The sequence below is a fragment of the Micromonospora sp. NPDC005237 genome, from assembly GCF_040607775.1.
Taxonomy (GTDB): domain Bacteria; phylum Actinomycetota; class Actinomycetes; order Mycobacteriales; family Micromonosporaceae; genus Micromonospora.
In genome coordinates, this window is the sequence record NZ_JBEXHJ010000001.1 from 28,667 (window position 1) to 41,535 (window position 12,869).

Annotated in this window: 14 protein-coding genes; 7 read left to right on the forward strand and 7 right to left on the reverse strand. The window is 73.2% G+C overall.

Going from position 1 to position 12,869, the window contains the following annotated elements:
• Nucleotides 1-4 precede the first annotated feature (4 nt).
• Both ABZT87_RS00170 and ABZT87_RS00175 read right to left on the reverse strand, forming a co-directional pair.
• Nucleotides 5-796 (reverse strand): enoyl-CoA hydratase-related protein, encoded by a 792-nt coding sequence (locus ABZT87_RS00170; protein ID WP_354855957.1) that lies wholly within the window; start codon nucleotides 794-796, stop codon nucleotides 5-7.
• Between the two features lie 4 nt (nucleotides 797-800).
• Entirely contained in the window at nucleotides 801-1,619 is an 819-nt protein-coding gene (locus ABZT87_RS00175; protein ID WP_007455243.1) for a PaaX family transcriptional regulator C-terminal domain-containing protein, read from the reverse strand.
• Nucleotides 1,620-1,809: 190 nt separating this feature from the next.
• Between ABZT87_RS00175 and ABZT87_RS00180 the strand changes: the two genes are divergently transcribed.
• Both ABZT87_RS00180 and ABZT87_RS00185 read left to right on the forward strand, forming a co-directional pair.
• The gene (locus tag ABZT87_RS00180; RefSeq protein ID WP_007455245.1) at nucleotides 1,810-1,977 is read left to right on the forward strand and encodes a DUF3117 domain-containing protein; all 168 of its coding nucleotides are present in this window, start codon (nucleotides 1,810-1,812) and stop codon (nucleotides 1,975-1,977) included.
• 148 nt (nucleotides 1,978-2,125) lie between these two features.
• Entirely contained in the window at nucleotides 2,126-3,613 is a 1,488-nt protein-coding gene (locus tag ABZT87_RS00185) for a leucyl aminopeptidase family protein (protein WP_355132638.1), read from the forward strand.
• A 3-nt stretch (nucleotides 3,614-3,616) separates the two neighbouring features.
• Here ABZT87_RS00185 and ABZT87_RS00190 read toward each other — a convergent pair whose 3' ends face one another.
• Nucleotides 3,617-4,204: an O-methyltransferase gene (locus ABZT87_RS00190; RefSeq protein WP_354855955.1), complete on the reverse strand. Its 588-nt coding sequence runs from the start codon at nucleotides 4,202-4,204 to the stop codon at nucleotides 3,617-3,619.
• A gap of 281 nt (nucleotides 4,205-4,485) precedes the next feature.
• On the opposite strand from ABZT87_RS00190, the gene ABZT87_RS00195 reads away from it, so the two are divergent.
• Entirely contained in the window at nucleotides 4,486-5,832 is a 1,347-nt protein-coding gene (locus ABZT87_RS00195) for a trypsin-like peptidase domain-containing protein (RefSeq protein WP_355133644.1), read from the forward strand.
• 76 nt (nucleotides 5,833-5,908) lie between these two features.
• On the forward strand, nucleotides 5,909-6,331 hold the full coding sequence (locus ABZT87_RS00200) for a preprotein translocase subunit TatB (protein ID WP_354855954.1): 423 nt from the start codon (nucleotides 5,909-5,911) through the stop codon (nucleotides 6,329-6,331).
• A gap of 70 nt (nucleotides 6,332-6,401) precedes the next feature.
• On the opposite strand, the gene ABZT87_RS00205 is transcribed toward ABZT87_RS00200, so the two are convergent.
• The 3 genes from ABZT87_RS00205 to ABZT87_RS00215 all read right to left on the reverse strand — a co-directional run bounded on the left by ABZT87_RS00205 (nucleotide 6,402) and on the right by ABZT87_RS00215 (nucleotide 9,543).
• Nucleotides 6,402-7,550, reverse strand: coding sequence for an Mrp/NBP35 family ATP-binding protein (locus ABZT87_RS00205; RefSeq protein WP_355132640.1), 1,149 nt, complete (start codon nucleotides 7,548-7,550; stop codon nucleotides 6,402-6,404).
• 87 nt (nucleotides 7,551-7,637) lie between these two features.
• Nucleotides 7,638-8,264 carry a DUF1003 domain-containing protein gene (locus ABZT87_RS00210; protein ID WP_234584336.1) on the reverse strand — a complete coding sequence of 209 codons (627 nt, stop codon included), beginning with the start codon at nucleotides 8,262-8,264 and terminating at the stop codon, nucleotides 7,638-7,640.
• The gene (locus ABZT87_RS00215) at nucleotides 8,257-9,543 is read right to left on the reverse strand and encodes a CBS domain-containing protein (RefSeq protein WP_355132641.1); all 1,287 of its coding nucleotides are present in this window, start codon (nucleotides 9,541-9,543) and stop codon (nucleotides 8,257-8,259) included. Before ABZT87_RS00215 ends, ABZT87_RS00210 begins: the two co-directional genes overlap by 8 nt.
• Nucleotides 9,544-9,576: 33 nt before the next feature.
• On the opposite strand from ABZT87_RS00215, the gene ABZT87_RS00220 reads away from it, so the two are divergent.
• Nucleotides 9,577-10,452, forward strand: coding sequence for a PhzF family phenazine biosynthesis protein (locus ABZT87_RS00220; RefSeq protein ID WP_355132642.1), 876 nt, complete (start codon nucleotides 9,577-9,579; stop codon nucleotides 10,450-10,452).
• Nucleotides 10,453-10,464: 12 nt separating this feature from the next.
• Nucleotides 10,465-10,995, forward strand: coding sequence for a hypothetical protein (locus ABZT87_RS00225; RefSeq protein WP_355132644.1), 531 nt, complete (start codon nucleotides 10,465-10,467; stop codon nucleotides 10,993-10,995).
• Between the two features lie 15 nt (nucleotides 10,996-11,010).
• On the opposite strand, the gene ABZT87_RS00230 is transcribed toward ABZT87_RS00225, so the two are convergent.
• Nucleotides 11,011-11,736 (reverse strand): HAD-IA family hydrolase, encoded by a 726-nt coding sequence (locus tag ABZT87_RS00230; RefSeq protein ID WP_355132646.1) that lies wholly within the window; start codon nucleotides 11,734-11,736, stop codon nucleotides 11,011-11,013.
• Nucleotides 11,737-11,842: 106 nt separating this feature from the next.
• Here ABZT87_RS00230 and ABZT87_RS00235 point away from each other — a divergent pair, with 106 nt between their 5' ends.
• Nucleotides 11,843-12,787: a DMT family transporter gene (locus ABZT87_RS00235; RefSeq protein ID WP_355132648.1), complete on the forward strand. Its 945-nt coding sequence runs from the start codon at nucleotides 11,843-11,845 to the stop codon at nucleotides 12,785-12,787.
• The last annotated feature ends 82 nt before the right edge of the window (nucleotides 12,788-12,869 follow it).

Below are 12,869 nucleotides of genomic sequence, written 5' to 3' on the forward strand. Positions count from 1 at the left end.
GCGTTCAGTGTCCCTCGAAGACCGGTTTCTGCTTGGCGACGAACGCGAGGGTGGCCGCCCGGTGGTCGGCGGTGGCGCCGCAGATCGCCTGAGCCTGCGCCTCGGCCGAGAGAGCGTCGGCGAGCGTGCCGGCGTCGGCGATCGAGAGCTGCCGCTTGATGGCCCCGTACGCGACGGTGGGGCCGGCGGCGAGCCGGGCCGCCAGGTCCTGCGCGACAGGCAGCACCTGCTCGTCGTCGTCCGTCAGGCGGGTGATCAGCCCCAGCCGGCAGGCCTCCTCGGCGCGGACCGGCTCGGCCAGCATCAGCAGCTCCACGGCCTTGGCGTGGCCGACCAGTCGGGGCAGCGTCCAGGAGGCGCCGGTGTCGGCGGCGAGGCCGACCTTGGCGAAGGCCATCAGGAAGCTGGTGCTCGGGCCGCCGATCCGGATGTCGGCGAGGAAGGACAGCGACGCGCCGGCGCCGGCGGCCATCCCGCGAACCGCGGCCACCACCGGCTTGGGCAGGTTGGCCAGCCGGGCGGCGATCGGGTTGTAGTGCGCCCGCACGGTGTCCAGCGGCGGCGCGGAGGAGTTGCCCAGGGTGGCCACGTGCTCGCGCAGGTCCTGCCCGGCGCTGAACGCTCCACCGGCCCCGGCCAGCACGACCGCCCGGCAGGACCGGTCGGTCTCCAGCTCGGCCAGCGTGTCCCGCAGCGCCTCCTTCAGCGCCAGGTCGAGCGCGTTCATCGCCTGCGGCCGGTTCAGGGTGAGGGTGACGACGGCGTCGGTCCGGTCGACGAGCAACGGCTCGGTCACGTGTCTAACGACCCTTCTGTCGAACGATGCGGTTGCCGGCGTCGAGGCACTGCTCGACGTACCGGTCGGCGGCCGGACGCAGGCGGGCCGCGTGCCGGTCGAAGAAGCTGGCGGCGGCGGTGCCGGGCCAGCGCTCGGGCAGCAGCGCCGGGGGCAGCTGCGGGTCCCGGAACAGGAAGGTACGCCACGCGTGCACCAGCCGGAAGCGGGCCGCGTACGCCTCCTCGTCGCTGCTGCGCACGGTGACCGCGCCGAGGAGGGGGCGCTGGTCGGCGACGAACCGCTCGTACGCGCGGCCGATCTCGGCCAGGTCCCAGGCGCGGCGGACGACGCCCATCGCGCCGGGGGTGCCGGAGAAGTGCGAGGCCGTGAACCGCTCGAACCGGATGCCGGCCTCGGCCAGCAACAGGTCGACGTCCTCGGCGGGCCGGGTCGCCACCCAGGTCTGCTCGTCGAGCGTGCCGTAGCCGAGGAAGCTGAGGGTGGCGGCGAGTCGCTGCCGGTCCCGCCGGGAACCCGGGGCGTCGAGCACGAGCAGATCGAACCGGCCGTCCCAGGTGACCCGGCCGGTTCGGTAGATCCGGGCCGCCGCCTCGTCGAGTCGTCGGGCGGCTTTTGGTGTGATCGAATATCCCGGTCCGGAGGCCAGCCGGAGCGGGTCGAGCCAGCCTTGACGCACCATCCGGGACACGGCGGTGCGAACGGCGGGCGGCGCGATTCCCAACGGCGCCAGTAGCTTGACCAGGGCGGCGACCGGTGCCCGGCCACCCCTCGGTCGGAGGTGGTCGCCGTACAGGTCGAAGAGAGCCGACCGTGCCTGCATGACCGCACATTGTGACAGGCCTTCTCAAGATAAGCTAGATGCTGTTACATCAATGCTGCTCCGGTTTGGGTCCGGCGGTGTTCATCAGGGAAAATCGTCTGTCGACACCCCCGCGAGAGTTGCGGGAGGTCGTGACGAAGTGGCTGTGGGGCAACCCACCGACCCTGGTGTAGGTCTGAGGGGAGACAACATGGCGGCGATGAAGCCGCGGACGGGCGACGGTCCGCTGGAAGTCACCAAGGAGGGTCGGGGCATCGTCATGCGGGTCCCGCTGGAGGGCGGTGGCCGGCTCGTCGTCGAGATGACTCCCGACGAGGCCAACGCGCTCGGTGACGCGTTGAAGGCAGCCGCCGGCTGAGTGAGGAGCGACCCGGACGGCGTACGCCGCTCGGAGCGTTTCTTGGACCCTGAGCCACCGGATTCGCCGGTGGCTCAGGGTCTTCATCGGCGTGGGCGGGCGATGGCTCGGTCCCACTCTGCGACATTTCCTGGAGGTACGGTTCCGCGTGCTCGCCATCCGTCCGCTCGCCGAGCCCGACAGGCTCGACGTCCTCGTCCTGCCCGTCCGCCCCACCGATCCGGCGGCGGGAGGTGCGGCGGGAGGTGACGCCCCGGCGGAGCTGGCGCCCACCGCCGTGACGCCGCCGGACGGCACCGCCGAGGAGGCTGCCGCGCTGGTGCCGGTCGCCCGACTGAGCGGCCGGGCCGGCGAGATCCGTACCCACCTGCGTCCCGGGCGCAGCCCTGGTCGGCTGGTGCTGCTCGGTATCGGCGACGGCGGGGAGTCGTCCTGGCGGGCTGCCGGCGCTGCTCTGGCCCGCTCGGCGGCAGATGAGACGCAGATCACTATCGCGCTGCCGGCCGAGGTGACCCCCGACGCGGTCCGTGGGTTGACCGAGGGGCTGCTGCTCGCCTCGTACCGGTTCCGGCTGACCGACGCCGACGACCCGCCCGCGCTCGCCGGCGTCGATCTGCTGCTCGCCGACCCGACGGCGTACGAGAGCACCGTGGCCACGGCGCGGACCACCGCCGCGATGACCCGCCTCGCCCGCGATCTGACCAACACCCCCTCCTCGGTGAAGACCCCGCAGTGGTTCGCCGACCAGGTGGCCTCCGCCGCCGCCGACCTGCCGGACCTGCGCCTGACGGTGCGTGGCCCGGCCGAGCTGGCCGCGGAGGGCTTCGGTGGGATCCTCGCCGTGGGCGGCGGATCGGCCAGTGGCCCCCGGTTGGTCGAGGTGGACTGGCATCCCGCGAACGCGCGCACCCACGTGGTGCTGATCGGCAAGGGCATCACCTTCGACACCGGCGGCATCTCGATCAAACCGGTGCCGGCGATGAAGCTGATGCGCAAGGACATGGCCGGCGCGGCGGCGGTCGTCGCCGCCACCCTCGGCGCGGCGGCGCTGCGCCTGCCGGTCCGCGTCACCACCCTGGCCCCGCTCGCCGAGAACATGGTCAGCGGCTCGGCGTTCCGCCCCGGCGATGTCATCCGGCACTACGGCGGGACGACCAGCGAGACGACCAATTCCGACGCCGAGGGCCGGCTGGTCCTCGCCGACGCCCTGGCGTACGCGGTGCGGCAGCTCAAGCCCGATCTGCTGATCGACCTGGCCACCCTCACCGGTGCCAACGCCGTGGCGCTGGGCAAGCGCACCGCGGCCCTCTACAGCGAGAACGACGACCTGGCCGCCGACCTGCTGAACGCGATCGGGGCGGCCGGCGAGGCGGCCTGGCGGATGCCGCTGCACACCGACTACGTCGAGTACCTGGGCAGCGAGATCGCCGACCTCTACAGCGCGCCCGCGCAGGGCGCCGGATCGGTGACGGCCGCGCTCTACCTGCGCGAGTTCACCGGCGACCTCCGGGATCGCTGGCTGCACCTGGACATGTCCGCCCCGTCCTGGGCGGATGGCGACCAGGCCGAGCTCACCCGCGGTGCGACCGGCTGGGGTGTCCGCTCCCTGCTGCGCTGGCTGGCCGGCGTCGACTGACCATCAGCACTTCACGGCGGCGAGCACCCCGTGCCCGACCGGGAGCAGCGCGGGAATCCAATGCTCCGACTCCCGGACCGCCTTGATCGTTTCGCGGACCGTCACCGTTTCCGCGTCCCGGGCGGATGGGTCAGCGATCCGACCGTGCGCCAGCATGCCGTTGAGCGCGAGCACGCCGCCCGGGCGCAGCAACCGCAGCGCCGCTTCCACGCAGGCGTGGAACCCGGTCGCCTCGGCGTCGACGAAGACCAGGTCGTACGCCCCGTCGGCGAGCCGCGGCAGCACGTCCAGGGCACGACCGGTGATGATCCGGGTACGGCCGGCGGCGAAGCCCGCCTCGGTGAAGATCCGCCGGGCGATCCGCTGGTGCTCCACCTCCACGTCGATGGTGGTGAGCACGCCGTCGGCGCGCATGCCTCGCAGCAGCCAGACACCGCTCACGCCCGTGCCGGTGCCGATCTCCACCACCGCGCGGGCGTTACCGGCCGCGGCCAGCAGCCGCAGCGCCGCACCCGCTCCGGGGGTGACCGCGTCGAGGCCCACCTCGTGGGCCAGGCTGCGGGCGGTCCGTAGGACGAGATCCTCGGTCACGTACGACTCGGCGAACTGCTGAGCCTGGGTCGTCGAACTGCCGGAACCGGCGACCGTGGCGATGGGGCACCTCCGGGCGGTGCGTGGTGCGGGGGCGGGTTGGCACTGTGAGCGTAGAGGCGACCGGCGGGAGGCGCAGCCGCGCCTCCGTCCCCTCGCGATCGCCGGAGGCAACCGCTGACTCCACCGCGCGCATCCGTGCAATCCTGGAAGCGGTATTCCGTCAGCCTCGACCGCGCCGAACCGTGGCCGGGCGACGCCGCGCGGGATCCGGGGACGGACTGGGAGGCACCGACGTGACCGACGGCTGGGATTGGCGCCGGGGCGGTGAGACTCCGGCTCCGGCGAGCCCGCCCGGGGCAGGGGCCCCACCGACGGGGCCGCCGACCACGCCGGGGAGCGACACCGCGCCCGCGGCTGCGGCCGGTGCGTCGCCCTGGTGGTCCGACGCGCTCGGCGACCCGTGGCGTGACCCGGCGGCGCCCGCCGAGGTGGTGGTGCCCGGGGTGGTGGCGGCCGGCACCGAGCCCGAGCCGGTCACCGACCCGGACGCGCCGGGCCGACCGACGCTGCGTCACCTGCTGCTCATTCCGGTGATCACCGCGCTGCTGGCGGGCACCCTCGGTGGCGCGCTGGGCTACGCGTTCGCGGTGCGTGGTGGCGCCGCCGGCACGGTGCTCGGCGCGCAGGCCGCGGAGCCGCCGGTGCTGGCCCAGCGCAAGCCGGAGTCACTGGCCGGAGTCGCCGAACGTGTCCTGCCCAGCGTGGTCACCGTCCGGGTGAGCAGCCTGGGCGGGACCAGCGAGGGCTCCGGCTTCATCGCCAGCGCCGACGGTCACGTGATCACCAATGACCACGTGGTGGCCGGCAGCAACGGCAAGGCGTCGGTGATCTTCAACGACGGCACCTCCGCTCCGGCGACCGTCGTCGGTCAGGACCCGGAGTCCGACATCGCGGTGATCAAGGTGAACCGGACAGGGCTGCGACCGGTGGAGTTCGGCGACTCCGACGCGCTGGCCGTCGGCGACCCGGTGCTCGCTATCGGCTCACCCCTGTCGCTGGCCAACACGGTCACCGCCGGCATCGTGAGCGCCCTGGACCGGACGATGCAGGCCGGCGAGCCGGGTGGCCCGGTGCGCTACTACGCGGCCATCCAGACCGACGCCGCGGTCAACCACGGCAACTCCGGCGGCCCACTGGTCGACGGCGCCGGGCGGGTGGTCGGGGTCAACTCCACCATCAAGTCGCTGGTGGCCGAGGGGCAGGAGGCCGGCAACATCGGGCTCGCCTTCGCCATCCCGATCAACCAGGCCAAGCGGGTCACCCAGGACATCATCGGCACCGGCAAGGCCCGGCGTACGGTCATCGGCGCCCAGGTCGGCGGCCCGGGCGCGGGTGCCAACGGCGGCGTACGGCTGGCCGCCGTGGAGCCCTCCGGGCCGGCGGCCGGGGCGGGGCTGAAGGTCGGCGACGTGATCCTGAAGCTCAACGGCCGGCCGATGACCGAGCCGACCGACCTGATCGCCCTGGTCCGCAAGTTCGCTCCGGGTTCGGTGGTGACCGTCGAGTTCCGGCGGGGGGCCGCTCGGCAGAACACGTCGGTGACCCTCGCCGCGGATGCCAAGTGAACAGCGGGTCACCCCCTGCCGGAAAACCGTCCGACGTGCGTAGTCTTGCTGCTGACGCCGAGAGGAGGCCCGCGGGATGTTCGAGAACCTGAACATGTGGGAAGTCGGGGCGCTGCTGCTCCTGGCGCTGTTGATCTTTGGTGACCGGCTGCCTGCCGTGATCAACGACGGCCTGCGGATGGTGCGCAATCTGCGCAACATGGCCCGCAACGCCACCGGCGACCTCAGTCGCGAGCTGGGCACCGACATCCAGCTCGAGGATCTGCACCCGAAGGCCTTCATCCGCAAGCACCTCCTCAGCGAGGAGGACGAGGCGGCGATCCGCAAGCCCATGCAGGGCGTCTACGACAACCTGCGCGCGGACGTCAGCGGCGTGCACGACGAGCTGAAGGACGTGGCCAACGCCGCGGACCCGCGGTCGAACGGTTCCCGGTCCGGCACGGCCACCGGCGCCTCGCCGGCACCGGCTCCGCGGGCCAGCTACGACGACGCCACCTGACCGGTACGGCACCGAGACGAAAGCGCCCCGCAGGCCCGAGTGGGCCGGCGGGGCGTCGTCGATCGGGGGGTCAGCGTCCGGCCGGCTTGAGGCCGAGCGGCTTGCCGAGCAGCGACTCGCGGCGCAGCGCGAGCCGGTCGGCGATCGTGCCGAGCGCCTGCGCGGCCGGGGACTCCGGCTCGGCCAGCACGATCGGGGTGCCAGCGTCGCCGGCCTCGCGGACCCGGGTGTCCAGCGGGATCTGACCGAGCAGCGGCACCTGGGCGCCGATGGTCCGGCTCAGCGACTCGGCGACAGCCGTGCCACCGCCGGTGCCGAAGATCTCCATCCGGGAGCCGTCCGGCAGCTCCAGCCAGGACATGTTCTCGATGACGCCGACCACCCGCTGGTGGGTCTGCAGGGCGATCGCACCCGCTCGTTCCGCCACCTCGGCGGCGGCGGTCTGCGGGGTGGTCACGATCAGGATCTCCGAGTTGGGCAGCAACTGGGCCAGCGAGATGGCCACGTCGCCGGTGCCCGGGGGCAGGTCGAGCAGGAGCACGTCCAGGTCGCCCCAGTAGACGTCGGCCAGGAACTGCTGCAACGCCCGGTGCAGCATCGGGCCGCGCCACACCACGGCCGCGTTGCCGGAGGTGAACATGCCGATCGAGATGACCTTCACGCCGTGCGACTGCGGCGGCATGATCATGTCTTCGACGCGGGTCGGTCGGCCGTCCGCGCCGAGCATCCGGGGCACCGAGTGGCCGTAGATGTCCGCGTCGACCACGCCCACGGAGAGCCCACGGGCGGCGAGCGCCGCCGCCAGGTTGACCGTCACGCTGGACTTGCCGACACCACCCTTGCCGCTGGCCACCGCGTACACCCGGGTGCGCGAGCCGGGCTGGGCGAACGGGATCACCGGCTCCTCGCTGGCGCCACCGCCGCGCAGCTGCGACTGCAGCGACTGCCGCTGCTCGGGGCTCATCACACCGAAGTCGATCTCCACGCCGGTCACGCTGGGCACCGCCGCGACGGCAGCGGTGATGTCCGTGCGCAGCTTGTCCTTGAGCGGGCAGCCGGCGACGGTGAGCAGCAGCTCGACGCGTACGACGCCGTCGGCGCCGATCGTGGCGGAGCGGACCATGCCCAGCTCGGTGATGGGCCGGCGGATCTCCGGGTCGTTGACGGTGGCCAGGGCGGCCTGGATCGCGTCCTCGACCGTGCTCACGGGTGCTGACATGCCCGCAATGCTACGTCGCGGGGCATCCGATCCGACCGCTGGCCGACAGTGGTGTGAGCCAAACGATGAGCGAACCCGAACCGCTGATCAGCGGTCGGGCCGGGCGTCGCGGGCGAAGTCCCCGTCCAGGTCGTCGCGCGGCTCGTCCAGACCCAGGCCGTCGGTCGCCCGCTGCGCGCGCCGCTCCTGCTGGCTGTCCTTCTCCTGCTGCCGGCGCTCCAGGCGTTGCCGGCGCTGCCCCGCCTCGTCCAGCTCCTCGGCCAGCCGGGTCAGCTCGGAACGGAGGAAGTCGCGGGTGGCCACCTCGCCGAGGGCGATCCGCAGCGCGGCGATCTCCCGTGCCAGGTACTCGGTGTCCGCCTTCTGGGCGGTGGCCCGCCGCCGGTCCTCCTCCAGCGCCAACCGGTCCCGGTCGGCCTGCCGGTTCTGCGCCAGCAGGATCAGCGGCGCGGCGTAGCTGGCCTGCAACGACAACACCAGCGTGAGAAACGTGAAGGTGTACGGGTCGAAGCGCAGCTCGGCCGGGGCGAGGGTGTTCCAGCCGAACCAGATCGCGATCACCACCGTCATGACGACGATGAAGTTCGCGGTGCCCATGCCCCGGGCGATGCCCTCCGACCAGCGACCGAACGCCTCCGCGTCGAACCGGGGGAGTTTGATGCCCCGGGGCTCGCGGGGCTGGTCGAGCCGCTCCGTGCGCCGCTGCTCAGCCACCGTCGCCGTCCAGCACCGCGTCGGAGGTGCCCGGGGCGGCCAGGGCGTCCCGGTCGCGCCAGTCCCGGGGCAGCGAGTGGTCCAGTACGTCGTCGACCGTCACGGCGCCGACCAGCCGGTTGCTGCGGTCGATCACCGGCATGGCGACCAGGTCGTAGGTGGCCATCCGGCGGGTGATCTCCGGCAGTGGGGTGGTGGGACGCAGCGGATCGATGTCGTTGACCACCACCTTGCCCAGCAGGTCGGCCGGCGGTTCACGCAGCAACGCCTGGAAGTGCACCATGCCCAGGTAGCGGCCGGTCGGGGTGTTCTGCGGGGCCCGGGTCACGAAGACCTGGGCGGCGACGGCGGGGGAGAGCTGCGGCTCCCGGATCCGCGCCAGCGCCTCGGCGACTGTGGCGTCCGGCGGCAGGATGACCGGCTCCGAGGTCATCACGCTGCCCGCCGTGCCCGGGGTGTACTTGAGCAGCTGCCGTACCGGGTCGGCCTCGTCCGGCTCCATCAGGTCCAGCAGCACGTCCTGCTCCGGTGGGGGCAGCTCGTTGAGCAGGTCCGCCGCGTCGTCCGGGTCCATCTCCTCCAGCACGTCCGCGGCCCGTTCCCGGTCCAGCGCGGCGAGGATCTCCACCTGGTCGTGCTCCGGCAGCTCGCTGAGCACGTCGGCCAACCGCTCGTCGTTCAACGCCGCCGCGACCTCGTTGCGCCGCGCGTCGGGCAGGTCCTGTAGCGCGTTGGCCAGGTCGGCCGGGCGCATGTCCTCCAGGACGGCGAGCAGGTTCGCCGTACCCCGGTTGTCGGCGATGCCGCTGAGCCCGCGCACCCGGTCCCACTCGACCTGGTGCAGGTGGCCGCGGCGGGTGAGCCGGCCGGTCTGCTCGCGGACCGCGACCCGGCTGAGCGACCATTCGCCGCCGCGCGTGCACTCCATCGCGACGTCCACCACCGAGCCGGGCTGGCCGCCCGGTTCGAGCTGTACGCGCCGGTCCAGCAACTCCTGGAGCACCAGCAGCTCGTTCGGGCGCTTCTCGAAGCGCCGCAGGTTGAGGGTGCCGGAGCCGAGGACCACCGCGTCCGCGTCGATCGAGGTGATGCGGTTGATGGACAGGAAGATCCGTCGGCGCATCGGCATCTCGGCGACCAGACCCACCACCTCGGGGGGCCGCTTGGTCGCCCGCAGCCGTGCCACGGCGTCACGGACCCGCCCCACCTGGTCGCCGTTCGGATCGAAGACGGCGACTCCGGCGAGGCGGGCGATGTAGACCCGGGTCGGCGTGCTCACGGGCACCAGCCTAAGCGCCTAGTGTTTATCAACATGTCGACCTTGGCCTACGAGATCGTGGACGTCTTCACCGACCGCCCGTTCGCCGGCAACCCGCTGGCCGTGGTGTTCGGCGCGGAGGCGTTGGCCACCGAGCAGATGCAGGCGCTCGCGCTGGAGTTCAACCTCTCCGAGACGGTGTTCGTGCTGCCACCGACCCAGGTGGGGGCCACCTACCGGGCCCGCATCTTCACGCCGGCCGAAGAGTTGCCGTTCGCCGGGCACCCGAGTGTCGGCGCGGCGGTCACCGCGAGTCGGCGCGGAATGTTCGGTGTGGGGCAGGTCACCCAGGAGTGCGGCGCGGGTGTGCTGCCGATCGAGGTGACCGCGACCGGGGCGACGCTCACCGGAGGCAGCCCCACCCTCGGCCCCGAGCTGGACCCGGAGCCGTTGCTGGAGATCGCCGGGCTGGTCGCGGACGACCATGACCATGCCGGGCCCGCCCCTCGGGTGGCCGGTTGCGGGCTGGAGTTTCCCTACCTGCCGGTCCGTCCGGACGCGGTGGCCAGGGCGCGGGTGAACCCGGCGGCAGCGGAACGGTACGGGGTGGCGCACGTCAGCGTCTTCTCCTGGGATGCCGGTACGCAAACCGCGCACGCCCGGGTCTTCGTGCCGGGGCTCGGCGTTCCGGAGGACCCGGCGACCGGCTCGGCGGCGCTCGGGCTCGGAGTCTGGCTGGTGGCGACCGGCCTGCTACCGGGCGAGGGTCTGGCGCACTACGCGGTGCGCCAGGGCATCGAGATGAACCGCCCATCCGCGCTGGCCTGCACGGTGACCGCGGCGAACGGTGTGGCCGTCGGCGCGACCGTCGCCGGTCAGGTGATGGCGGTGGCCCGGGGCGAGATCGCCGTGCCGCCGTTCGTGGGCTGAGTGACGGTGCCGATGCGGGAGAATGCGGGTGTGACGGACGAGGATGCCTCCGGTGGCACGCCGCTGGTCGACGAGGCGATGAAGAAGGCCGCGGTGGCCTGGGTCAGCGTGTCCGGTGGCCCGGCGCTCGCGCTCTGGTGCGCGCCGCTGGAGGGCGCGCTCTTCGTGGTGAGCGGGCCGGGCGAGCAGGCCGCGCCGGGGCTGGCCGACGCGACCGAGGCGCAGGTCACCCTGCGCGGCGACCACGGAGGACGGATCGTCACCTGGCCGGCCCGGGTGACCCGGCTGGCACCGGGCACCGACGCGTGGGACACCACCGCGCCGCTGGTGGCGGCCAAGCGCCTGAACGCGCCCGGCCCGACCGCCGATCTGGTGGCCCGCTGGGCCGCCGAGGGTTGCGCGGTGAACCGACTCGTCCCGGCCGGCGAGCCGCTGACCGGCGCGGGCCTGCCGTCCGACGCGCAGGCCGAGCAGCCTCGGGAGACTCCGGCGGTCCGCGCCACCCGCAAGCCGTTCCGCCTGCACCGGGTCCGCCGCCGCTGACCGCCGCCCGGCCGGTCAGCCCGTCGGACCACCCACCCCGACGGCAGCGACCCCCACTGCGGTGCCCGCGAGGTCGAGCACCTCGCGCAGGGCGCCGAGCGTGCGGCCGCGCCAGTCCCGGTCCGCGTTGAACACCATGTGCTCGGCCAGGTCGGGCGCGGCCAGCCGGACGGCGGTCATCCCGGCCCGTTCGGCGCCGGTCAGCTCCTGGCTGCCGCCGTCGCCGACGTACAGGCACTCGTCCGGCGCGAGCCCGAGCCGACGGCACGCGGTCAGGTAGAGCGCCGCGTCCGGCTTGCAGCGTCCGACCTGCACGGAGAAGACCCGCACGTCGAGCAGGGGCGCGATCGCGAGCTGCGGCAGGAAGGCCGGCAGTTCGTGCGTACAGTCGCTGACCACGCCGGTGCGCAGGCCGCGCTGGCGCAGCGCCGCCAGCACGGGCACCGCGTCGGCCCGCAGCCGGGTGTCCGCGCGGATCGCCCGGTGCCGGGACGCCACCGCCGCCCGCAGCGCACGGTCACTCGGGTGTACGCCGGCCTGGGCGCACACCCACCGCAGGGTCGCCTCCGCGTTGCCGAGCCGGCCGCTGGCCCGCTCGTAGTAGGTGCGATTCAGCACCTCGGTCAGTGTCTCGGTGGGGCAGCCGAGCAGCTCCGCGGTGCCGAGGTGTGCGGCACCGCGCTGTACCGAACGGGTCAGCGTGCCGAAGAAGTCGAACAGCACCGCCTGGTAGCTGGACATGGGGGAACGCCTCCGGGCGGTCGAGGTTCGCCGGCGCGGAACCGCGTGATCGTAACGGAGTGATGACCCCCGGTGCTGACCGTCATACGTGTGAGGATTACGTCCCGTGCCCCCACCTTCACATCGGCCGACCCTGGATCCGCTGACCACCGGCGCGGTCGGGCTGGCCGTGGTCGCCGTGTCGTCGTCCGCGCCGCTGATCGCGTACGCCGCCGCTCCCGCGTTGGCCATCGCGTTCTGGCGCAACCTGCTCGCGGTGGCCGTGCTGAGCCCCTTCTCGCTGGCCCGGCGGCGCGCCGAGTTCCGCAGGCTGACCGTGGGCGCGGGCCGGCGGGAGGGGCTGTTCTGCGTACTGTCCGGGGTCGCGTTGGCCGGGCACTTCGCGACCTGGGTGCCGAGCGCCCGGCTCACCTCGGTCGCCACGTCCACCGCCCTGGTCGCCACCCAGCCGGTCTGGCAGGGGCTGATCGCCCGCGCCCAGGGGCGTCCGCTGCCCCGGGTGGTCTGGATCGGCATCGCGGTGGCGGTCGGCGGCGCGGCGGTCGCCACCGGGGTGGACGTGGGCGTCTCCGGCCGGGCCGTCCTCGGCGACGTGTTGGCGTTGGTCGGCGCCCTGTTCGCCGCCGTCTACACCGCCTTCGGCGAGCGCGCGCGGACCAGCATCAGCACCACCACCTACACCACCATCTGCTACGGGATCTGCGCGCTGATCCTGCTGGCCATCTGCCTGGTCGGCGGCGTCCGGCTGACCGGGTTCGACGGGCGTACGTGGTTGGCCATCCTGGCCCTGGTGGCCGGCGCCCAACTGCTCGGGCACTCGATGTTCAACTACGCCCTGCAGAAGATCCCGGCGACCACGGTGAGCGTGCTGATCCTGCTGGAGGCGCCCGGCGCGGCCCTGCTCGGATGGGCCTGGCTGGGTCAACTGCCCCGCCCGTACGCGCTGCTCGGGATGGCGCTGCTGCTGGTCGGGGTCGCGGTGGTGGTGCTCGGCGGCCGGCGCAGCGAACCCACCGCGCTGCCGGCCGACCCGACACCGCTGGCCAACTGATCCCCGACACCGTGCCGCGACGACGTGAGGAACATGGACACGGGTTCCCTCCGCGGCGGGGTCGCCCGGCGTCTGTCCGGGT